13 protein-coding genes are annotated in these 23,670 nt (G+C 58.2%); 10 read left to right on the top strand and 3 right to left on the bottom strand.

Annotation, left to right across the window (positions count from 1 at the left end; all coding sequences use genetic code 11):
* The first annotated feature begins 190 nt into the window (after window positions 1-190).
* On the top strand, window positions 191-4,786 hold the full coding sequence (gltB, locus tag EDC14_RS13820; protein ID WP_132014895.1) for a glutamate synthase large subunit: 4,596 nt from the start codon (window positions 191-193) through the stop codon (window positions 4,784-4,786).
* A 69-nt stretch (window positions 4,787-4,855) separates the two neighbouring features.
* Window positions 4,856-6,340, top strand: a complete 1,485-nt coding sequence (locus tag EDC14_RS13815) for a glutamate synthase subunit beta (RefSeq protein WP_132014894.1) — start codon at window positions 4,856-4,858, stop codon at window positions 6,338-6,340.
* 907 nt (window positions 6,341-7,247) lie between these two features.
* Here EDC14_RS13815 and EDC14_RS13810 read toward each other — a convergent pair.
* Window positions 7,248-7,850, bottom strand: coding sequence for a DUF3793 family protein (locus tag EDC14_RS13810; protein ID WP_165908013.1), 603 nt, complete (start codon window positions 7,848-7,850; stop codon window positions 7,248-7,250).
* Between the two features lie 316 nt (window positions 7,851-8,166).
* On the opposite strand from EDC14_RS13810, the gene EDC14_RS13805 reads away from it, so the two are divergent.
* The 6 genes from EDC14_RS13805 to EDC14_RS13780 all read left to right on the top strand — a co-directional run bounded on the left by EDC14_RS13805 (window position 8,167) and on the right by EDC14_RS13780 (window position 19,171).
* The gene (locus EDC14_RS13805; RefSeq protein ID WP_132014892.1) at window positions 8,167-11,418 is read left to right on the top strand and encodes a 5'-nucleotidase C-terminal domain-containing protein; all 3,252 of its coding nucleotides are present in this window, start codon (window positions 8,167-8,169) and stop codon (window positions 11,416-11,418) included.
* Window positions 11,419-11,713: 295 nt separating this feature from the next.
* Window positions 11,714-12,751, top strand: coding sequence for a LacI family DNA-binding transcriptional regulator (locus EDC14_RS13800; protein WP_132014891.1), 1,038 nt, complete (start codon window positions 11,714-11,716; stop codon window positions 12,749-12,751).
* 126 nt (window positions 12,752-12,877) lie between these two features.
* Window positions 12,878-14,197: an extracellular solute-binding protein gene (locus tag EDC14_RS13795; protein WP_165908012.1), complete on the top strand. Its 1,320-nt coding sequence runs from the start codon at window positions 12,878-12,880 to the stop codon at window positions 14,195-14,197.
* A gap of 13 nt (window positions 14,198-14,210) precedes the next feature.
* A complete protein-coding gene (locus EDC14_RS13790) occupies window positions 14,211-15,131 on the top strand; it encodes a carbohydrate ABC transporter permease (protein WP_132014889.1) in 921 nt (306 codons plus the stop codon).
* 5 nt (window positions 15,132-15,136) lie between these two features.
* Entirely contained in the window at window positions 15,137-15,979 is an 843-nt protein-coding gene (locus EDC14_RS13785; RefSeq protein WP_132014888.1) for a carbohydrate ABC transporter permease, read from the top strand.
* Window positions 15,980-16,024: 45 nt separating this feature from the next.
* Window positions 16,025-19,171 (top strand): alpha-mannosidase, encoded by a 3,147-nt coding sequence (locus tag EDC14_RS13780; RefSeq protein WP_132014887.1) that lies wholly within the window; start codon window positions 16,025-16,027, stop codon window positions 19,169-19,171.
* 96 nt (window positions 19,172-19,267) lie between these two features.
* On the opposite strand, the gene EDC14_RS13775 is transcribed toward EDC14_RS13780, so the two are convergent.
* Window positions 19,268-19,699: a Fur family transcriptional regulator gene (locus EDC14_RS13775; RefSeq protein WP_132014886.1), complete on the bottom strand. Its 432-nt coding sequence runs from the start codon at window positions 19,697-19,699 to the stop codon at window positions 19,268-19,270.
* Window positions 19,700-19,803: 104 nt separating this feature from the next.
* Window positions 19,804-20,379 carry a rubrerythrin gene (gene rbr / locus EDC14_RS13770; RefSeq protein WP_165908020.1) on the bottom strand — a complete coding sequence of 192 codons (576 nt, stop codon included), beginning with the start codon at window positions 20,377-20,379 and terminating at the stop codon, window positions 19,804-19,806.
* Between the two features lie 591 nt (window positions 20,380-20,970).
* Between rbr and EDC14_RS13765 the strand changes: the two genes are divergently transcribed.
* Window positions 20,971-21,414, top strand: a complete 444-nt coding sequence (locus EDC14_RS13765) for a hypothetical protein (RefSeq protein ID WP_132014884.1) — start codon at window positions 20,971-20,973, stop codon at window positions 21,412-21,414.
* A 321-nt stretch (window positions 21,415-21,735) separates the two neighbouring features.
* On the top strand, window positions 21,736-23,502 hold the full coding sequence (locus tag EDC14_RS13760) for a BamA/OMP85 family outer membrane protein (RefSeq protein WP_132014883.1): 1,767 nt from the start codon (window positions 21,736-21,738) through the stop codon (window positions 23,500-23,502).
* Window positions 23,503-23,670: the final 168 nt, after the last annotated feature.

The raw sequence follows: 23,670 nt of genomic DNA, 5'->3' as shown, positions 1-23,670 counted from the left end.
CTCAAGGGTTCAGATTATAAAATTTTAAGTAACTATCCTGAAATGCGGAAATCATTTCCGCAATACGGAAATCAATGTTATATTTTTGAGCTATGCAACGACGTTCGCCGCCGGATGGCCGGAAGGTCGCGGCATAGTATTGTGACCCGTCCGGGTCATAAATTGTCTTGAGTAGAAAGGTTGAACGGAAATGAAACGAGACGGAATTCCTCAGAGACAGGGTCTTTACGACCCGCAACACGAGCATGATGCCTGTGGCATCGGCTTCGTGGTCAACATCAAAGGCCTCCAGTCCCATCAGATCGTCCAGCAAGGCTTGACGGTCCTTTGTAATTTGGATCATCGCGGTGCCCGGGGCGCCGAACCCAATACCGGTGATGGCGCCGGTATTTTATTGCAGATCCCGCACCGCTTTTTGCGGAACGCCTGTGCCGGGCTGGGGTTCGAACTGCCCGAACCGCAAGCGTACGCCGTGGGAATGGTCTTTTTGCCGCCGGATGCGGAGGCGCGCCAGGCTTGCGAGCAATTATTCAATGAATTGGTGGCGGAGGAGGGCCAGCAGCTGTTGGGCTGGAGGACTGTGCCCACCGACGGCGCTACCTTGGGCAGTTCCGCCCGGGTCTGCCAGCCTTGCATTCGACAGGTTTTCATCCAGCGTGGCTCGGACCAGCGTGACGATCTGTCATTTGAACGGAAATTATATGTGATCCGCAAGCGTGCGGAAAAAGCGATCCGCTATTCAGGTATGAATGGCGGTCATTTTTTCTATGTGGCCAGTCTTTCCGCGCGCACCATCGTTTATAAGGGAATGCTCACTCCGGAGCAGGTGATCGCCTTCTTCCCGGATCTTTCGGATCCGGCGGTGGAGAGCGCGTTGGCGGTGGTCCATTCGCGTTTCAGCACCAACACCTTCCCCAGCTGGGAGCGGGCCCATCCCAACCGCTACCTGATTCACAACGGCGAGATCAATACCCTGCGCGGCAACATCAACTGGATGCACGCCCGGGAATCGATGTTCCAGTCGACCCTGTTCGGCCCGGATATCGACAAGGTGCGTCCGGTGATCAGCCCCGACGGCAGCGACTCTTCGATGTTCGACGAGTGTCTGGAGTTTCTGATGCTCTCCGGCCGTTCGTTGCCGCACGCCATGATGATGATGATTCCCGAGCCCTGGTCCAAGCATGAGAGCATGGACCCCGCCAAACGGGCCTTCTACGAATACCACAGCTGCCTGATGGAACCCTGGGATGGACCGGCGGCGATGGCCTTCTCCGACGGTAAGATCGTCGGCGCGGTGCTCGACCGGAACGGCCTACGGCCGGCTCGTTATTACGTGACCAAGAACGACCTGGTCATCCTGGCCTCCGAGGTCGGAGTGGTCGATCTGCCGCCGCAGGAGATCGCCTACAAGGGCCGGCTGCAGCCGGGCCGGATGTTGCTCATTGATACTGGGGCCGGGCGGATCATCGCCGACGAGGAATTAAAACAGAGCCTGGCCCAGGCCCTGCCGTACCAGGAATGGCTCGACCGTTATCTGCTCAGCCTGGCCGACTTGCCGGAAGCGCCCGCCTCGATCAAGCTGGATCATGCGGCTTTGCTCCGGCGGCAGCGCGGTTTCGGTTATACCTACGAGGAGCTGCGCAAGATCCTGGCTCCGATGGCTCAGGACGCGGTGGAACCCACCGGCGCCATGGGCACCGATATTCCGTTGGCGGTCCTGTCGGACCAGCCCCAACTGCTCTATAATTACTTCAAACAGCTCTTCGCGCAGGTTACCAACCCGCCCATCGACGCGTTGCGCGAGGAGATCGTCACCGGCACCGAGAGCTATCTCGGGTCGGAAGGGAATATTCTGGACCCGCAGCCCCAGAGCTGCCACCAGATCAAGCTGGAGATCCCGATCCTGACCAATGGCGAGCTGGCGCGGTTGGCTCATCTCGACGGGCCCGACTTCAAGGCGGTCACCCTGCCGATGCTCTTCCCGGCGAGCGAGGGCGGGTCCGGCCTGGAGAGGGCGCTCGACCGGCTTTGCCAGGAGGCCAGCCGCCAGATCGCGGCCGGAGCCAACATCCTGATCCTGTCCGACCGGGGCGTCGACCGGGAGCTGGCGCCGATTCCGGCGCTGCTGGCCGTGGCCGGCCTGCATCACCATCTCATCCGGGAACAGGTCCGGACGCAGGTCAGTCTGGTGGTCGAGTCCGGGGAGCCGCGCGAGGTGCACCATTTCGCCCTGCTCCTGGGGTACGGCGCTTCGGCGATCAATCCTTATCTGGCCTTTGAGACGGTCGACCAATTGATCCGGGAGGAGCTGCTCTCCGGAATCGACCAGGCCAAAGCGGTTAAGAACTACATCAAGGCGGTGGTCAAGGGGATCGTCAAAGTCCTGTCGAAGATGGGGATCTCCACCATCCAGAGCTATCAGGGAGCTCAGATCTTCGAGGCGGTCGGCTTGAATCAGACGGTCATCGACCGCTATTTCTCCTGGACGCCATCGCGGGTCGGCGGCATCGGCCTGGACATCATCGCCCGGGAAGCGCTGCTCCGGCACGAAGAGGCCTTCGGCGAACGCCAGGCCGGACCGGCGACGCTGGAGAGCGGCGGGGTCTATCAATGGCGCAAGGACGGCGAGTATCACCTGTACAATCCGGAGACCATTCACACCTTGCAGCAAGCCTGTTGGAACGAGGATTATTCTTTATATAAACAGTATGCGACGCTGATCAGCGGCGAATCCGGGCAGCAGAGCACCCTGCGGGGGCTGCTGGAATTCAAGGACCGCCAGCCGATTCCCTTGGAGGAAGTGGAGTCGGTGGACGCCATCTGCCGTCGTTTTAAGACCGGCGCCATGTCTTACGGCTCCATCAGCCAGGAGGCTCACGAATGCCTGGCCGTGGCCATGAACCGCCTCGGCGGCAAGAGCAATACCGGCGAGGGCGGCGAGGATCCGGCCCGTTTCCAGCCGGAGGCCAACGGCGATTCGCGCTGCAGCGCCATCAAGCAGGTGGCTTCGGGACGGTTCGGCGTGACCAGCGAGTATCTGGTCAACGCCCGGGAGATTCAGATCAAGATGGCCCAAGGAGCCAAGCCGGGCGAAGGCGGCCAGCTGCCGGGGAGAAAGGTCTACCCTTGGGTGGCCAAGACCCGCCACTCCACGCCGGGCGTGGGCCTGATCTCGCCGCCTCCGCACCACGATATCTATTCCATCGAGGATCTGGCCGAATTGATCCATGACCTGAAGAATGCCAACCGCCAGGCCCGGATCAGCGTCAAGCTGGTCTCGGAAGTCGGCGTCGGCACCGTGGCCGCCGGGGTGGCCAAGGGCCGGGCCGATCTCATCCTGATCAGCGGTTACGACGGCGGGACCGGCGCTTCGCCCCGGACCAGCATCCGCCATGCCGGCCTCCCCTGGGAGCTGGGCCTGGCCGAGACCCATCAGACCTTGCTCCTAAACAACCTGCGCAGCCGGGTGGTGCTGGAGGCCGACGGCAAGCTGATGAACGGCCGCGACGTGGCCATCGCCGCGCTGTTGGGCGCGGAGGAGTTCGGCTTCGCCACGCTGCCGCTGGTCGCCATGGGCTGCGTGATGATGCGGGTCTGCAACCTGGATACCTGCCCGGTCGGGGTCGCCACCCAGAATCCCGAACTGCGCAAGAAATTCAAGGGCCGTCCCGAGTACGTGGTGAACCTGATGCGTTTCATCGCCCAGGACCTGCGGGAGATTATGGCCGAGCTCGGTTTCCGGACCATCGACGAGATGATCGGCCGGACCGATAAATTGCAACCGAAACGGGACATCAAGCACTGGAAAGCCAAGTATCTCGATTTCACCAATATCCTGTACCAGCCGGAGGTCGGGCCGGAGGTGGGCCGCTACTGCCAGATCAGTCAGAACCACCAGCTGGACCAGGCGCTGGACCACCGGACGCTGCTGGAGAAGTGCGCTCCGGCATTGCAGGACGGCACTCCGGTCGAAGTGGCCGTGGCGATCCGCAATACCAACCGGGTGGTCGGCACCATGCTGGGGAGCGAGATCACCCAGCGCTTCGGCGCCAAGGGATTGCCCGAAGACACCATCCGGCTGCGGCTCGAAGGTTCGGCCGGCCAGAGCTTCGGGGCCTTCGTGCCGCCCGGCGTGACCCTGAATCTGACGGGCGACGCCAATGATTATCTGGGCAAGGGATTGTCCGGCGGCAAGATCATCGTTCAGCCGCCCGCGGCGGCGTCGTTCCGGCCGGAGGAGAACATCATCATCGGCAACGTGGCCTTTTACGGCGCCACCAGCGGCGAAGCCTACATCCGCGGCCTGGCGGGCGAGCGCTTCTGCGTCCGGAACAGCGGCGTCAAGGCGGTGGTCGAGGGCGTCGGCGACCACGGCTGCGAGTATATGACCGGCGGCCGGGTGGTCATCCTGGGGCCGACGGGCCGGAACTTCGCCGCCGGAATGTCCGGCGGAGTCGCCTATGTGCTGGATGAGAGCGGCGATTTCAAGCACCGCTGCAATCCGGAGATGGTCGACCTGCAGTCTCTGGCCGACGCGGCCGAGATTCAGGAGGTCAAGACGCTCGTCGAGCGGCACGCCGCCTTTACCGGAAGCGAGCGGGCCCGGCGCATTCTGGCCCATTGGCCGGAGTACCTGCCGCGTTTCGTGCGGGTGATCCCCCGCGATTATCAGCGGGTGTTGCAGGCGTTGCACGATCTGCAGGCCTCGGGCGTCAGCCCCGAGGAAGCCTTCATGCTGGCTTTCGAGGCCAATAAGAGCGATTTGAAACGGGTCAGCGGCAGCTGATGACGGCTGCCGGTTTCCCGGATGACATATTTTTCGGATTGCACCCCGATCTTGACTGGAGGAAGTACAATGGGTAAACCTACCGGATTTATGGAATACCAACGCGAAGTGCCGCCGGACCGCCCGCCGCGCGAACGGCTCGCCGACTGGGGGGAGTTTCATCTGCCCGGCCCGGCCGAGCAGCGCCAGACTCAGGGGGCCCGCTGCATGGACTGCGGCATTCCGTTCTGTCATAGCGGTATTTTGATCAAGGGCATGGCTTCCGGTTGTCCGCTGAACAACCTGATCCCCGAATGGAACGATCTGGTGTACCGGGGGTTATGGCGCGAAGCGCTGCAGCGGTTGCACAAAACCAACAATTTTCCGGAGTTCACCGGCCGGGTCTGTCCGGCGCCGTGCGAAGGCTCGTGTACGCTGGGCATTCATGAACCGCCGGTGACCATCAAGCATAACGAATGTGACATCATCGACCGGGCCTTCGCGGCCGGCTGGATCGTCCCCGAACCGCCGGCGCTCCGCACCGGCAAGCGGGTGGCGGTGGTCGGCTCCGGCCCGGCCGGGTTGGCCGCCGCGGCCCAGTTGAACCGGGCCGGGCATTCGGTGACCGTCTTCGAACGGGCGGACCGGGTCGGCGGACTGCTGATGTACGGCATTCCCAATATGAAGCTGGATAAGAGCCTGGTGACGCGGCGAGTCGGGCTGCTGGCCGCCGAGGGGGTCCAGTTCCGGACCGGCGTCGAGGTGGGCAAGGACTATCCCGCCGACCGCCTGTTGGCGGAGCACGACGCGGTCCTGCTCTGCGGCGGCGCCACCAAGCCCCGCGACCTGCCGATCCAGGGCCGGAACCTGGCCGGGGTCCATTTCGCCATGGATTTCCTGAAGGCCAATACCAAGAGCTTGCTGGATTCGGAGCACCGGGACGGCGATTATATCTCCGCCCAGGGGAAAGACGTGATCGTGATCGGCGGCGGCGACACCGGCACCGACTGCGTGGCCACGGCATTGCGCCACGGCTGCAAGAGCCTGGTGCAGTTCGAGATCGTGCCCCAGCCCGCCTTGGAGCGGACTTCCGACAATCCGTGGCCGCAGTGGCCGAAGGTACTCAAGGTCGATTACGGCCAGGAGGAAGCCCTGGCGGTCTACGGCGTCGACCCGCGGATCTATTGCATCAACACCGTTCAGTTCGTCGGCGACGCGGAAGGCCGGCTGAAGGAGGTCCATACCGTCGAGGTCCGTTGGGAGAAAGACGCGAACGGCCGCTACCTGCCCAAACAGATTCCGGGCAGCGAAAAGGTCTGGCCGGCGCAGCTAGTTCTCCTGGCCATGGGCTTCCTCGGTCCCGAGGATACGCTCCTCGACCAGCTCGGCGTGGCCCGGGACAGCCGCAGCAACGCCCAGGCCGCCGAGGGCCAATACGCCACCAATGTCCAAGGCGTCTTCGCCGCCGGCGACATGCGGCGCGGCCAGAGCCTGGTCGTCTGGGCCATTCACGAGGGCCGCGAAGCGGCCCGGGAGTGCGACCAGTATCTGATGGGCGAGAGCTGCCTGCCGTGAAATCATGAAATTCACCGGATGTCATTAAGGTAAATCGATTGAAAACCCCCTTGATTAGAGATAGGGGGTTTTTTCATGCAGAAGAGTTGCCGCTGGGAATTTTAATCCTGTGCGAGAAAGCAACGCCGCGCTGACCGCTGTGGTCCGCCCTATCTCATTCTATCTTTGGGTCTCTATTCTCTGGTGAACTAGGGTAAAACGGGTCCCGCCGCCAAGGAAGGCGGCGACGCGGCGTTGATGGCGGATGAAATCACCGCCGTCGGCAGCGCGGAACGGACCCGGAAGCCGCCGGCAAGGGAGGCCGGCGGCAAACCATCCATGTCCATTTACCTTACCGGTCCAAGGACGGACCGGCCGCCCCCGGGGATACCCAAGGGGAAGCAGCGTCCCCTTGGGCGGCCGGGTGCAGGGAGTAATACCAAGTTGCATTCATCCTTTTTAAAAAAGATGCTGAACAAAATATCTGGCAGTAGAGATTTTTGTTCAGCATCTAAAATGAAAGAATGCAACTTGGTAGGACTCACTCCCTGCCCGCCTTCAGGCGGAAACACCCCGGAGGCGACAATAATAAACCGCTGAAAAAAGACCTACATGTTCTCCAGCAGTGTCCGGGAGAAGTACTTTCCAAGCGAGCATCAGCCTGTGCGAAGAGGCTCAAGGGAATGTGCGGACAGTACCCTGCTGCAGTGCGAGGAAGTCCCGCCATTCCCCGGAGAAGACCGGCAATCACGAAAAGAACCTCCTCCCGCTCCGAAGGAAGTCCTTCCATTCCGTTAAGCAGCTCTTCCAAACCGCTTAGAAGACCTTCCAACTTCCATGGCTGACCCTCCGAATCCTTCGCCAGAACCGGAAAAGCCCAGGGAAGAATTTCCGGGGCCTTGCGACGCTCCGCGCGACGGATTCGAAATTATTCGCCGCCGTCGGCGAGCAGCGCCCGGAGCACCGTCTCCCGGGCCCGGTCGAAACGGGCGAAGGTCGCGGCGGCCGCTTCCGGCTGGTGATAGACTTTCCAGTAGCGACTGAAAAGACAGTTCCGGCCGCGGTTGGCGATGAAGCCGCGCACGTCGGCGGCGGGGATCCCCAAAAAGATCCCGGCCTCGTGCGGGAAGGGTCCGTTCTGGAAACGCAGCCGCAGCAGGCTCAGGCAGCCCATGACGCCGAGGCCCGCCGGGTAGCCCGACTCCGCCAGGAAAGAGCGGTTGTCCCGCTCCGCCAGCACCGCGGCCAGCCGCAGGCGGTGGTGGAAGAGGACCGCCATTCCGCCGCTGCGGCGCGGCATCTCCCACAGCGACAGGCCGTAGCTCCGTCCCAGTCGCCGGGCCAGTTCCCGGCGGTGTTCCTGCCAGAGCAGGTCCAGCCGGCGGCGGTTGGGGACGAAACTCAATAAACTGGCCGGCTTGTCTCCGGCGATGGTCGGCGCGGCCAGGTAGAGAATGAGGGCGCTCAGGTATTCCCGTCCGGTCAATTGGCGCTGGTAGGCGATGAAGCGGGCCATCAGTTCCTCGGTCATGGGCAGCCTCCCGGTCGACAGCAACGGCATGGACCCTTACGAAAGCAACGGGCGTGTAAGGTTTTTCGCAAAGGATGCAAATTTAATCATGACGCCGCTGATTTATCTTGCCGGAAGCGCGGCCTTTTCATGCGCCGGGATCGGACCCCCGGAGGGGGGCTTAAGAATTTCTTAATCCGAAACGGAGCGGATCGCGCTGGCGGCGGAACGGGGCCGGGAAGGGTTGTTAAATTTTGTTGAATCGCTCACGCGAGCAGGGAAAAGATGGAGATGGGCGAATTCAATATTCTGTCAAAATAACTTTGGAGGTGTTATGATGTTGCGAATGAAAAAAGCGTGGCTCTTGCTCCTCAGCCTGGTTATGCTCTTCGGGCTCCTGGGGATCCACGCGGCGCAGGCGGAGAACAGTGTCCGGATTACCATCTTGGGCACCAGCGATCTCCACGGCCGGCTTTTCCCCTGGGATTACGCCATTGACAGCGAGGAACCCGGCTCGGGTCTGGTCAAGGTGGCGACCGTCGTCAAGGCGGTGCGCGCCGAGAATCCCAACACCATCGTGGTGGACAATGGCGACACCATCCAGGACAATATGGCCGAGCTCTTCAACGATGAGCCGGTCCATCCGATGATCCAGGCGTTGAACGCCATCGGCTACGACACCTGGACGCCGGGCAACCACGAGTTCAACTTCGGCCTGGATGTGCTGAACCGGTGCATCAAAGGCTCCAAGGCCACGGTGGTGGCGGCCAATCTCTACCGCGCCGACGGCAAGCGCTATGTCAAACCCTACAAGATCATCAACAAGGGCGGCGTCCGGGTGGCGATCATCGGGATGACCAATCCGCTGGTGCCGCGCTTCGAGGCCAGCACCCCCGATAATTTCAAGGGGCTGACCTTTACCGATCCGGTCTCCGAGACCAAAAAAGTGATCGCCGAATTAAAAGGAAAAGCCGATGTGCTCATCGGCGTCATGCATATCGGGGTCGATCCGGAGTACGGCGACGAAACTTCGGGCCTCAAGGCGGTGCTCGCCGCCAATCCCGAGTTGACGGCGGTGGTCTGCGGCCATGCCCATTCCGACATCCCCGGCCAGACCATCAACGGCGTGCTGGTGGTCGAGCCCAAGGTCAGCGGGAACAAAGTTTCGCGGATCGACCTGACCGTGGCCAAAGTGAACGGCAAATGGACCGTCCAGGATAAGAGCAGCACCAACATTGACACCCTGGCGGTGAAGGCCGACCCGGACCTGGCGGCCAAGTTCCAATGGGTCCACGACAAATCGCTGGCCGATGTGAACACAGTCATCGGCAAGGTATCCGGCGCTTTCCTGCCCGGCCTGGAAGTGCTGCCGGGGATCCCCACCGCCCAGGTGCAGGATACCGCGTTGATGGACTTCATCAATGAGGTGCAGCTCTATTACACTGGGGCCGATGTTTCGGCGGCGGCCCTCTTCAGCAACAGCTCCAACCTGGTTCCCGGCGACTTCAAGAAGAAGGACGTCGCCAACATCTACAAGTACACCAACACCCTGATCGCGGTGAAAGTCACCGGCAAACAGCTGAAAAACTACATGGAATGGTCGGCCCAGTATTATAACCAGTCCAAGCCGGGCGACGTCACCGTCAGCTTCAATCCGTACATCCGGGGCTACAATTACGACCTGTTCGCCGGGGTCAATTACGAGATCAACATCGCGGCGCCGGCCGGCAGACGCATCGAGAACCTGACCTTCAAAGGCAAGCCGGTCACCGACGATATGACCCTCACCCTGGCCGTGAATAACTACCGTTTCGGCAACATGGTCAAGGACAAATACTTCAATGAAGCCGACAAGGTCTACGACTCCTACGAGCAGCTGGGGGACAAAGGCCGCTTGCGCGACCTGATCGTCGCTTATGTCCAGAAGGTGGGCACCGTCGCTCCGAAGCTCGACAATAACTGGAAGATCACCGGGGTCAATTTTGACAGCCCGCTCAAAGCGGAGATCTATCAAAAGGTCCGGGCCGGGCAGATTAAGATTCCGGCCTCCTTCGACGGCCGTACTCCCAATGTCAAAGCCCTGAACGTCTACGAGCTCTGCCGGGACGGCGCCTTGAACTACCGGATCGTCGACGTGCTGGCGATCACCGACTTCCACGGCTCGCTGGCGAGAAGCGGCAAGAACATCGGCATCGCCAACCTGGTCGGCGAGCTGAAGAAGTTGAAGGCCGCCAATCCGGACAGCATTTTGGTGAGCGCCGGCGACAACTATCAGGGCAGCGCCGAGTCCAACCTGCTCTACGGCAAGCCGGTCAGCGCCGGCTTTAAAGAGGCGGGCATCGTCCTGTCGGCCATCGGCAACCACGAGTACGACTGGGGCAGCCAGCGTATTCCCGGCTGGGCGGCGGACGGCGGCTTCGACTTCCTGGCGGCCAACATTTACGACCGCAAGACCGGGCAACCGGTGGCCTACGCCCAGCCGTACCGGATCATTACCGTCGCCGGGGTCAAGGTCGGCTTCATCGGCTTGACCACGCCGGAAACGGCTTGGAAGACCAACCCCGAGAATGTCAAGGACGTTGAGTTCCGGGATCCCGTGGCGGTCCTGGCCCACTACGTGCCGGTGGTCCGGGCGGCCGGCGCCGACATCGTCGTCGCCCTGACCCATATGGGCGGCGCGCAGGATAAGTCCGGCGCCATCAGCGGCGAAGCCGCCGACCTGGCCAAAGTGCCGGGCCTGGACGGGATCATCGCCGGACACTCTCATGACATGGTGGTTGGCAAGGCGGGCAATGTCCCCTATGTGATGCCGTATTATAACGGCCGTTCCGTCGGCCGCCTGAGCTTCATCGTGGCTAGGGACCAGCCCAAAGTGGTCTCGGCCCAGGCTTCGCTGGACCATTTGTTCCTGCGCCAGAGCACGCTGCAGGAGGATGAGGCCACCAAGGCGATCCTCGCCCAATACCTGGAACAGGTCAAACCGATTCTCTCCGAGCAGATCGGCGAGACCAAGGTGGCCCTGGTCCATGATACCAAAGGCCCGTCGCTGATGGGCGAGTGGGCTTGCGACATCATGCGCCAGCTGACCGGCGCCCAGATCGGCATGCAGAATGGCGGCGGCCTGCGGGTCTCCCTGGATCAAGGGGTCCTCACCGTGGGCGATCTCTACCGGCTGATGCCTTTCGACAACACGCTGGTCACCGCGGAGTTGACCGGGGCGCAGGTCCGCGAGGCCGTCGAGAACGGCCTGGGTAATCCGAAGGTCGGCTATTTCGGCCAAGTCACCGGCCTGAAGGTCACCTACGACCTGAGCAAACCGTTCGGCCAGCGGATCGTAACGATCACTCTGGAGAACGGTCAGCCCCTGGACCCGAATAAACTGTATACCGTGGTCGCCAACGACTTTATGTTCGCCGGCGGCGACAACTACACCTCGCTCCAGAAGGGGCAGCATATCAAGGACACCGGCATTCCGGTCCGGGATGCCATGATCCAGTATATTAAGGAACGGAAAGTGATCAGCCCGGTGTACCGGGAATGCCAACGCCCGGCCGCAGCCGCGGCCGAGGCGGTCAAACCGGCGGCTTGAGCACGGGTTTTTTGGAAGGGTTGTTAAACAAAAGCGATCGAATGGAATCCAAAAAAAAGGGGCTGCCCAAAAGGCGGCCCCCTTTTTTGGAGCGGTCGACTTTCGCACGAGCAACTCCTCCCAACTCCTCCAGAAAAGTTTGGTTACTCAGAAAAACATTGACAGTGATCTTGGCGGCGGTTTATAATTTATATTGCGTAACCGATAACGCATTTGACAAACCAAGCTTTGGAGTTGAACAGGATTGCGCCGAAGTTTGGTCCGGCAAGCCATTCTATCATAAAGGAAAATCGCCATGGCCGTAACCATTCATGATATCGCCAATAAGGTCGGAGTCTCCAAAACCACGGTGTACCGCGCGTTGAATAATAAGCCGCGCATCAGCAAGGAAACCTATGATCTGATCATCAAAACCGCTCAGGAATTAAACTATTTCCCGAATAAACTCGCCAGTGGGCTGCGTTCCAAACGCTCCATGGCGATCGGCTTGATTTTTAACGACTTAATTTCCGGGCATTTCTTTTCCGATATCTTTAACGGGATCGAAGACAGCGCCATTCAGAATGATTACGGCGTGATCCTGGGCTGCTCGAACGGTGATCCCCATAAGGAAAAATTATTGCTGAATTTATTCGCCGAAAGACAGGTGGACGGGATTATCGTTGCCCCGACTTACGGCGTGGATACCGAATGCTATCGCCGACTGCAAGAAGAGCGGATCCCCTTTGTTTTCATTGATAAATATATCCCGGAGATCGCGACCGATATTGTGACCACCGATGATTTTTTCGGCTCTTATGAAGCCGTATCGCACCTGATCCGGTTGGGCCACCGCAACATCGCGATTCTAATCGGCCCGGAATATCCCTGCAGCACGATTGAGAAACGGATTGAAGGGTATCGGAAAGCCTTGCGAGATAACCGTTTGGAGCACGAAGGAATCATCTCTTTTACCGAAAAAATGACCAATCAGCGGAAATACGGCTATTTGGCGGTAGGGCGCTATCTTGCCGAGAACGAGAGTAAGAATACGGCGATTTTCGCCATCAACGACAGTTTGGCCATTGGGGCGCTCAAGGCATTAAGGGAGCATAATTTGAGAGTCCCGGCAGACGTGGCCGTCATCGGCTATAACAATGATGAGATCGACGAATATCTGGATATTCAGCTGACTACCGTCCTGCAGCCCAAGTACGAGATGGGCAAAAAAGCGATGGAGCTGTTGCTGAAACGGATTAACCGGGACAAAGAGGCGGCGGCGCCGGCAACCCATTATGAATATATCAACTTGAGACCGCAATTGATCATTCGTGACTCTTGCGGCAGCCGCTAATTTTTTTTGGGGAATGCGGGAACGATTACGCGGATGACCGCACCGCGGAGAGGAGTGGATGAAACCCAAAAAGAGCTCCATGTTGCTTGGTTTAGGTATCCGGTATTGAAAAGGGAGGAAGAGATCATGAAGAAAACAATGCTGATCGGGTTGTTGCTATTGTTCGTGCTCAGTTTGGGCGCAGTCGGGTATGGGGCTTCCAACGATAAGATCGTGGTCACTCCGCAACTGATCGGGAATGAAAATGCCAAGATCGAGATCACCTGGCAACCGGTTCCCGCCCATTCCCTGGGGGATTCCAACAAGGCCAAAGTGGCGTATCTGATGCAAAAGGCGAAAGAATGGGCTGAAAAGCATCCCGATGTCAAAATCACTCCGATTCAAACCACCATCGCCATCAACGATTCGATGGCCAAGATTCTGGTCCAGGCGGCCGAGGGCCGGGCCCCGGACGTGGCGGCCATTGATTCGTACATCTTCCCGAATTTCGCGAAATACGCCCAGCCCATCGACGATGTCATGAAAGAGAAAAAGCTCAATGTGAAAGACTGGTTTCCCTTCGCCCAAAAAGTGATGAAACCGGCTGGCAAAACGCTGGGTCTCTGGTATACCACGGATGTCCGGATCCTTTTCTACCGCAAGGATCTGGTGAAGAATCCGCCCAAGACCTGGCCGGAACTGTTCAAGCTCGGAAAACAGTTGAAGGACAAAGGCTATGACACCCTGCTCTATTCGGCCGGCCGGGATGAGAATGTCACCATGAATACCCTGCCGTATTACTGGGGACTCGGCGGCGAGTTGGTCGATGAGAGCGGAAAACCAGTCTTCGGCCAGGGTAAAAACAGGGAAGCCATGATCAGTTACTTAAAATTCCTCAAAAATACGGTGGACACCGGGATCACTCCCATCCGCGTGCTGAACTATAAAAGCGACCCCGAAATGCTGGGAGAGTTGGCCATCGGCAAAGCGGCCATGTTTGTGGGCGTCAGCAATATGGCCAACCAACTGCGTTCGGTGATCGGCGATCGCTTTAATGAACAATGGGATGTCGCTCCCATTCCCATGGCCAAGCGCGGGGTGCGGGTCAGCGCCTCCGGCGGCTGGGTATCGACGATCTTCACCAAGGACGAACAGAAACGGAAATTGGCGGCGGATTTCATCATCAGCTTGTATGTGGACAATGCGGGGATGGAAGGCTGGTGCAAGGCAGGCGGATATCTGCCGCCGCGCAAGAGCGTCTTTGAAAAGGCGCAATTCTTTAACTCGGACGCCTTTGCGCAAAAGTTTAAAAAGGAGTTGCAGTACTCCCGGGTCCGGCCGGCGGCCCCGGTTTATCCCGCCATCTCTCAGGAGATCCAGATTGCCATCAGCAATGTTCTGACCGGAAAAGCTTCTCCGGAACAGGCCGTGGACGATGCATGGCGCAATGTGAACTCTCGGAAATAAGGATGTTGATACGATGAAACTGGCGAGCGACGACTACCGGAACTGTAGCGCCAAAGAGCGGAGGGGACTGGGCGAAAGCCCGGTTCCCTGGCTGGCGCCGCTCTTCGTGATGCTGTTACTGGTCTTTATTTATCCTTTGTTTGAAGTAGTCCGGTTCAGCTTCACCAATGCCCGGATCGGGCAATTGAATTATAGCTATACCATCGAATCGTTTCTGGTCTTCTTTCGTGACCAGGGTTTCTCCGATATGCTCAGGGTTACCGGTGTTTTTGTAACATTCAGCGTGCTCTGCCAACTGCTGCTCGGATTCCTGATCGCGTTTTCGGTCACGGAAGGAGAAAAGCTCCATCTGAAAGGCACGGTGTTGATCCGCACGATTGTCCTGATGTCCATGGTCATCCCGGGGGCGATCATCGGCATCATCTGGCGGATGATGTACAGCGAAGCGCCCGGCGGGTTGCTAAACTACCTGCTGACCATGGTTGGCGCGGGCCCGGTTCGCTTTCTCTCCGATCCCGCCATTGCGGTCATCTCGGCCACGGTGGCCAATGTCTGGCGCGGCACGGCCCAAAGTATGATTCTGCTTTATGCCGGACTCAAGACGGTCCCGGTGGAGATCATGGAAGCCGCCAAGGTCGACGGCGCCAACGCCTGGCAAAGATTGACCAATGTGACGATTCCCACGATCATGCCGGTGGTCCTGATCAATCTGATCCTCAATACGATTTATACGTTCAATACTTTTGACATGATCATGGCGCTGACCGGGGGCGGTCCGGGAAGAAGCACCGAGGTGCTGGCGCTCGGGGCTTACTCCCAGATCTTTCAAATGCTCAATCTGGGCCGGGGCTCGGCGATCGCCGTCTTTTTGCTGGCGATCAATACCGTGATGGCCGCCGTTTATTATTACTTTATGAAAAAGAGCGAGGCGTGAGGAAAATGGTGAGAGGCCAAGCCCAAACTGGGAAACGGGCCGTTCTTTACGGATTTTATCTATTGACCGGCCTGTTTTTTCTGTACCCGATGATCTGGTTGCTGTCGCTTTCATTCAAGACAGTGCCGGAATTGTTCCAGTTGCCGCCGCGACTTTTGCCGGAACATTTCAATATCGATAATTACGGGTTTGTGATTCAAAATACCGGGATCATGAAGAATCTGCTCAATTCGGCCTACATCGTCCTGTTTACCGTGGGCGGCACTTTATTGATGGCCCTGCCGGCGGCTTATGCGTTTACCCGGATCAAGTTTGCGATCAAAAAGAGCTTGCTCTTCGGAATTCTCACTTTTCAGATGATCTCGCCGCTGGTGGTGGTAATCCCGTTATACCGCTATTTCGGCAGGATTGGGCTTTTGAATAACCATGTCGCCCTGATTCTGGTTTATATCGCGCTCAACCTGCCCTTTGCGGTTTGGTATCTGAAAGGGTACCTGGATACGATCCCCGAGGAGCTGGATGAAGCGGCCCGCATCGACGGCTGCGGCCGGCTGAAGGCTTTGAGCCGGATCCTGATCCCTTTGATCACCCCGGGCATCGTCTCGGTGGCGGTGTTAATCGCGGTGAATGCCTGGTCGCAGTTCGTGGTGCCGTTCATATTGGTGGATGACGGCAGCAAACTACCGATCTCCGTGGCGTTGGTGAATTTGCAATCCACCACCGAGGCGGTTACCACCCATTATTTGGCTGCTGCCTGCGTGTTGGGAATTTTGCCGACCGCCGTCCTGTTTGTTTTGTTGCAAAGATATATTGTCGCGGCACTGGTCGAAGGAGCCGTCAAAGGTTAAGCGATACGCCGCCATATTCAGTAGAGTTGGAAAAGGAGTCATTGGATGAACACGATGAAAACCGCCCACATTATTTCCCATACCCATTGGGATCGTGAATGGTACTTAAGCAGCAAATATACGAATGAATGGCTGGTTCCGTTCTTTGAGGCGCTCTTCGGCATGCTGGAAAAGGAGCCGGCTTACCGGTTCGTCTTGGATGGACAGACCCTAATTATCGAGGACTATTTGGAGCAGTTGGAGTTACAAGGAAAGGATGTCGAGCGCTCGCGTTCCCGGTTAAAAAAATACGTCAACCAAAAGCGATTGCTGATCGGACCGTATTATTTACAGCTTGACTGGCAACTGGTCAGCGAAGAGGCGCTGATCCGGAACCTGCTGATCGGCGAGGCGGTGGCGCGGCAGTTCGGCGAGCCGATGCGTGCCGGCTGGCTGTTGGATAATTTCGGCCAAATCTCCCAGACGGTCCAGATCCACCGGGGCTTCAACCTGCCGGGAGTGTTCGTCTGGCGCGGCGTGGCCTTGGAACCGGAGCAGATCCGTTCGGAGTTTTACTGGGAGGGGCCGGATGGCGGCAAGCTCCTGGCGATCTATTTTTTAAGCAGCTACCGGAATGCGATGCGGTTGGCCGAACGGAGCGGCATGATGGAGGGCCGGATCCGCAACGAAGTGGCAAAGCTCCGGCCGCTCGCCTCCACCGCCAATGTGTTGCTGATGAACGGTTACGATCAAGAGATGGAGCCGGATGATGTTTTACCCTTGATCCAAGGGGGAATGGGAAATAGCGGCGATTTTAAAGTGATACAGAGCATTCCCGAAGAATATCTGGCGGCTGTCCAAAAGGAGCAGCCCCAATTGCCGACTTTGCGCGGGGCTCTTTACAGCGGCCGTTACATCTCGGTATTTCCGGGAGTGTTATCGAGCCGGATGTACTTGAAGATCCAGAATGACCGCTGCCAAAAACGGCTCGAAAAATACGCCGAGCCGCTGGAGGCTATCCTCTGGAGCCTGGGCGGGGAGTACCGCCGGGATTGCCTGACCAAGGCCTGGAAGTTGCTGTTGCAGAACCATCCGCATGATAGCATCTGCGGGGTCAGCGTCGATGACGTGCATGCCGACATGGAGGAAAGGCTGGAGTGTTCCGAGCGGATCGCCGCGGAGCTGTTCCATGATGATTTGCGGAAACTGGCGGCCAACGTTGATACTGGCGGCTACGAAGCGGCCCTCGCCAACCTGATCGTCGTCAATACGTCATTCCGCCAGCGCGGCGGGGTCATTGCCATTCCGGACGAGTTTCCGGCGGAGATCAGCATCCGGGACAGCGCGGGCAACGCTCTTCCGTTCCAAAGGGACGGCGGGAGGAGTTTGCGTATCGGGGTGCCGGAGATTCCGGCCCTGGGCTATGAGAGCCTTTATGTGCTGCCCGGAGCGGCGGAACACGGCGCGGGCGGGGCGCCCCCGTTTCCGGTCACGGTCGATGTTGCCGCGCGGGTCATTGAAAACCGCTATTTGCGGGTGGCTGTCCGGGACGACGGTTCGCTGGAAGTGACCGATAAATTGACCGGAACCATCTACCATGACCTGCTGGTCTTCGAGGATGGCGCCGATGCGGGCGATGAATACAATTATTCCTATCCGGAGCGGGATCAATTGATTACGAGCAAGGAGCGGCCGGCGGCCATCGAATGGTGCGCGATGGGGCCGTTGGAAGCCGGGATCCGCATCCGTACCGTGCTGGAAGTGCCGGAAGGCTTGAGCCCGGACCGGAAAAGCCGCAGTGCCGAAAGGCGTCGCCTGCCGCTGGTTACTTGGCTGACGGTCAGCGCCGATTCGGCGGTCGTAAAATTCCGGACTACAGTCTGCAATACGGTCAAGGATCACCGCTTGCGGGTGCTCTTTCCGACCCGGCTCTCCAGTGAGTTCGCGGAGGCAGAAACCCAATTTGATGTGGTTCGGCGGCCGATCATCCCGCCGCCGTTCGATGACTCCAAGCTCTCCCCCGAAGTCCAGCGGATCATCATCGGGGCGCGCGAGCCGGAGCCGACCACCATTTTTCCACAGCGCACTTTCGTCGATATCCATGACCGGCAAAAGGGGGCCGGAGCGGCCGTGCTCAACCAGGGCCTGCCGGAATACCAGATCCTGCCGGAGCAGAACACGATTGCCCTGACCTTGTTGCGCGGTGTGGGCTGGATCGCCAGGCCCGATCTGTTGACCCGGACCGGAGACGCCGGGCCCATGATCGCCGTTCCCGACGCCCAATGCTTACGGACAATGGAGTTTAACTACGCTTTCTATCCGCATCCGGGGGATTGGCGGACCGGTAAGGTGCTCGAGGCCGCCGATCAGTTCAATCATGAGCTATGTATCGTCCGGACCGACCGGCACCCGGGAACTTGGCCCGCCAGGCTCGGCTGGCTGAATGTCGAATCTCCGGACGGCGCCGTGAAAGCGACCGCCCTGAAACGTTCGGAAGATGGCACGGCGCTGATCGTGCGGTTGCACAATCCGGCGGAGCAGCCGCTGGAGGCCACACTGACCAGCTTTTTGAAGATAAAGAAAGCTGCTTATGCCGGTCTCAATGAAAAAGAAGAGGCCGCGATTGCGGTTTTGGAAGGCCGGACCCTCCGTCTGAAGATCGATCCGAAACAGATTGTGACGCTGAAGTTGGAAATGGCGCCGGCCCCCTTGGCGGTGTTGAAGCGGGAAGCCCCGATCCAAGTGTTGCCGGCAGAAATCGGGGAAAAAACGGCTTTTGACGAATCCCCGGTCCCCGCGGTAACCGAGGCGGAAGTGGCCCGGGAGGAAGCGAGGGCGGCCGAGCTGGAAAGGGCCTTCGCGGCATTGCAAGCGCGGCCGGCCGCCCAAACGGGCAATCCGGGGGGAGACGGCGCCGCGGCGCGCTTGGATTGCGGTGAATGGCAGCTGGAAGTGGAGACTTACCGGCGGGCTTCCCTTGAGGCCAGATTGTCGGCGATTTTCTTGAAAGGGAAATATCTGGCGCTGCATCATTGCGGGGACCGATCGGACCGTCAGCATTCGGAGCAGATGGAACCGCTGATCCGGGAGATCGGGTTGAAGCTGAATAAAGCCCGGGTCAGCAAACGGCTGCTCGAATATATCGTGGACTACTATCGCCATCAGTTGCCGGACGGCCGTTCCACGTCCCAAACTTTGGGAATGGATGGCTGATCCGAATTGGGAGATCACCCTCGCAAAACCAAAGGGACTGCCGCCTCGGCAGTCCCTGCTTTTATGAGAAATGGAAATGCTATTTGGCAACAGCCGCTATTCCGGTTGTTCCCGTTCCCGGCAGTCGCGGCAGATGCCCCGGATGATGATCTGATATTCGAGAATCCTGTGGCCCGCCAAACTTTGTTGCGTGGGGAAAGCCTCCGGGATATCGATATCAAACAAACGGCCGCACTGAACGCACTGAAAATGGCCGTGCGGGATCAGGTTGGCTTCATAGCGCACCTGATCCTCGGCGGTGGCCAGCGCCGCCAGCAGGCCCTTCTCCTGCAGCAGTTTCAAGGTGTTATAGACTGTCGTCTTGGAGAAGGTCGGCAAACGCTCTTTCAGTTCGGCATAGATCATCTCGGCGGTGGGGTGGACCCGGTGTTCAAAGAGATACCGCATGATCTCCAGCCGCTGATAAGTCGGGCGGATATCCTTCTCGGACAGCAACCGGCTGATCTCGCGGTCCAGCATGTTTTCCATGGTTCATTCCCCGTTCTTTCCTCAGACATCAGTTTGCCGGGCCGCGCACCTTTTATACGATCGCTCAGTGCGCTATGCTTCAAAGGAAGCGGCGGGCGACATTCTTACCAGTTTTCGCCCAGCAATTCAAAGTGGGCTTGCGGATGGGCGCAAGCGGGGCAGGCTCCCGGCGCTTCCGTGCCTTCATGCAGGTAACCGCAGTTCCGACAGCGCCAAACCACCGGCTGATCCTTCTTGAAGACTTTGCCGTTCTGGACATTGGCCTGCAATTCCAGGAAACGCTTCTCGTGTTGTTTCTCAGCCACCGCGATCGCCTCGAAGATTTTGGCGATGACCTCAAAGCCTTCCTCGCGGGCGATTTTGGCGAAATCGGGATACATGGCGGTGTGTTCGTGATTCTCCCCGGCGGCGCTGGCTCCCAGGTTAGCGGCGGTATCGGCGATGACTCCGGCCGGGAAAGCAGCGGTGATCTCGACTTCGCCGCCTTCCAACAATTTGAACAACCGTTTGGCGTGTTCGCGTTCTTGATTGGCGGTCTCCTCAAAAATATCGGCGATCTGGACGAAACCTTCCTGGCGGGCTTTGCCGGCGTAGTAAGTATAGCGGTTTCTGGCTTGGGATTCACCGGCGAAAGCGGTCAAAATGTTTTTTTCCGTGCGACTACCTTTTAAATTCATGATGAATGCCTCCTGTTCTGAATTTGTAATAATTACATTTTTAATATTAATATAAATTGGAATGATTGTAAAGAGTCTTTTTAAGAATTTTTGGGAGAAGTAATTCGAGAGAACCATTGGGTAAGGAGAGGAGCATTATCGACTTGATGAAGAAAGGCTGCCCTGTGGGAGAATCCTCCTTGATAGGTGATTTTCCCGCTGAGTTGCAATGGTCGCCGACCGGCCTTTCCGCTGCAACATTTGATGATTGTTATCGCCGGTGTTATATGCGGGGCGTATAACGAGTTTTTCAACATCAACGATAATAGTCGTTTCGAGGCGGAAGTAGCCGTATTCCAGAAGCCATGTGATAAAGTCCTCAAATTCGGAAATCACTCTTTCAAAGGATTAAAAATCGACTTTATCCCTCGCTTCTCTGAGCTTTTGTGTTCACCCCGACCTTCGGACGGGGTTTATCACAACGCTTCTAGACGGCGGCCACCTGCTTTGCAGCTGGGTTTTAAAAAATTTTCTGTAATAAATAGCCCATAGTTGAAAAGACTAATGGTAATAAGAGGCAAATTTGGGATAAAAATTATCGATGAGGTTCAAGCGATGAAGGATCGGTTTATGAATGGCTATGTGGCCGGAGTGGTGGCGGATATCCCCATTGTCATCCTTGATATGCTGTCCGGGCTCTTTCACCTGGACAAGTTCGATTATATTCATTTTGTCACCATCTTTGCATTCAGCGAGCGCAATCCGAATATTTGGGAAACCCTTTTTGCACTGATGATTCAGCTCTTTTTCGCGGGAGTATTGGGCGTGGCCTTCAGTTATCTGCTGCCCCATATTTCGGAACGTTATTTTTATAGCAAAGGGCTGATTTGGGGTGTGTTAGTCTGGTTTATGATCTATGCCGTCGATATCATCTTTAAGATCGAGGACGGCCTGAAAATGGATTTTCGCACTGCGGTCACTCACTTCATTCTTTCCGTGATTTGGGGGTGGCTCATGGCTTGGATGCTGAAACGGCTGAGGAGGATGGAGCAACGGTAAAACGATAGGGGCGGGACTTCGGAGCGGCTCTCCGGAGGATGGTTCGGCGCAATGGACTATGGCGATGGTTGCCATAGTTTTTTGTTAATCCATATTGAGTTGAATCGGAAAAATTGCCGGCATTGAGCAGCCGGAAGACGAGGCCGGCCGAGCCGGGGAAAACGCCGGAAAGTAGCAGCGGGAGGCGGGAATCCTTTGAGAATCAACGCCCGGGCGGGAACCAACGAAGCTTCATTCCGTTACTTTTACATAATTGTGATCCAATAAAAGGTTATCAATCCATAAGGAGGTAACTCTTTTGGAAGCTTGTAAACGGTTCCGATGGATCGGCGTTTTCTTGGTTCTTTGGGGGCTGGAAGCGGCGGGTGCCGCCTGGCGGGGGCCGAGGCCGGACCGGTCCTCGTGACGCTGGATGTGCAAGGCAATACCCGGATTGCCTCCGAAACGATTCTGGGCGCGGTCTCCAACTCGCGGATCGGATTCCCGCTGGATTCCCGGGAGATTCAGCGGGATCTGCAGGCGATCATGGCCCTGGGGTATTTCCGGAATGTCCGGTTTCACACGGAAGAGATGCTGGACGGGGTCAAATTGGTCTTTGAGGTCACTGAAAACCCGCCCTTTCGGGAGGTCCGGCTGACTGGGTTGACCGAGGCCGAACCGGGGGAACTGCTGCCTTATTTTTCTCAAAAGCCGGGGGCGATCTTCAATGCGGCCGCCTTCCAAGAGGATCTGGCCAAAGCGCTGAAAGCCTGCAGGGAGAAAAAAGGCTTATTAATCGAGCCCAGGTCCGGGGGCGGTCCGGTGCTATCCGAAGACGGCGTGGTCCGGGTCGAACTGCGGGAGTTACGGTACGGCAAAGTAACGATCGCGGGGTTGGCGAAGACCAAGGAGGTCGTCATCCGCCGGGAGTTGTCGGCCCGGGAAGGCGCGCTGATCGATCTGAACCGCCTGAAGGAAGATATCTCCAACCTTTACCGGCTGCGCTTGTTCGAGGAAGTCGTTCCCGATCTGCGGCAGAGCGCCGTCCCCGACGCGCTGGACCTGGCGCTGGCGGTCAAAGAAGTGAGCGGCACGGCGGCTTTTACGCCGGGTATCTCGGTGAACGACTCCACCCACCAGCTCACCGGTCTGGTGAGCTTCTCGGAATCCAATCTGATGGGGCTGGGCCAGAGCATCGCTCTGGACGCCGATTTCAGCTCCGACGGCCGCAATGTGCAATTCAACTTCTATGAGCCCTGGCTTACGGATAAGCATGCCTCATTCGGGCTGGCGCTGTGGAATACCAGGGACAGCATGACCTCGACCATGCGGCGCTGGGGTCTCGGCGCCGACGATCGCTATGATCTGGACCGGCAACGCCTGGGAATCTCGCTCTCCTTCGGCCATCCGATTTCGCGTTATGTGAGCGGCCGGATCAAGTTCAATTTCGAAAGGAATGAGATCCATTCGTATTGGCCGGCGGGCAGCGATCATAGCCAACCTTCCCTGCCCTTGGCCGCGCTGGCTTCTCCCGGCGCCTACCGGGACCATTCCATCGAGTTCGGTTTGGCGAAAGACCGCTTAATCTATCAGGATCCGTACTTTGTGGGCGGCGGTTACCGGCTCTCCGCCGACTGGACGGTGGCCGGCCAGTATCTGGGCGGGGCCTATGATTATCAGAAAACCGTGCTCGAAGGAAAGTGGTTCCATCCGTTCCGCGAAAACCTGGTGTTGGCCACCCGGTTGCAAGGAGCTTACCTGGCGGGGGAATATCCGGATGATGAGGCGCTATACCTCGGCGGAATGTACAAGCTGCGCGGCTATGAGGATGACCGTTTCGAGAATGCCGCCACCCGCCAGTTGATCGGGGAGGGGTATCTGCTGGCCAATGCCGAACTGCGGTACCGTTTCCCGGCCGATAAACAGCTGAAGCTGGTGCTGTTCTATGATGTCGGGCAACTGTTGAATGGCGGCGATACCGTCCTGAAATCCGACTATGGGATCGGTTTTCGTTATAACGTGCCGATCCTGGGGCAAATCCGGCTGGATCAGGCCAGGAATTCCGATCACGATGTCTGCTGGGTCTTCAGTATGAACGAGCAGTTTTGAGGTATTCGGGCGCTGATGCTCATTCCACCTTTCGCCATATCCCGCCCCGGATGCTCGCGCTGAAGCCTTCCCGCTCCCAGCAAGGTCATCAAGCGGTCGTGGAAAAATTTAGCTGACGAAATTGAACGCCGACCGGGCGATAAATCACCCGGCTACAAGGTGAAAGGA

The organism is Hydrogenispora ethanolica, from assembly GCF_004340685.1.
GTDB lineage: Bacteria > Bacillota > UBA4882 > UBA8346 > UBA8346 > Hydrogenispora > Hydrogenispora ethanolica.
The sequence above is the reverse complement of the archived record's forward strand: the minus strand, read 5'-3'. Positions and strand labels throughout refer to the sequence as shown.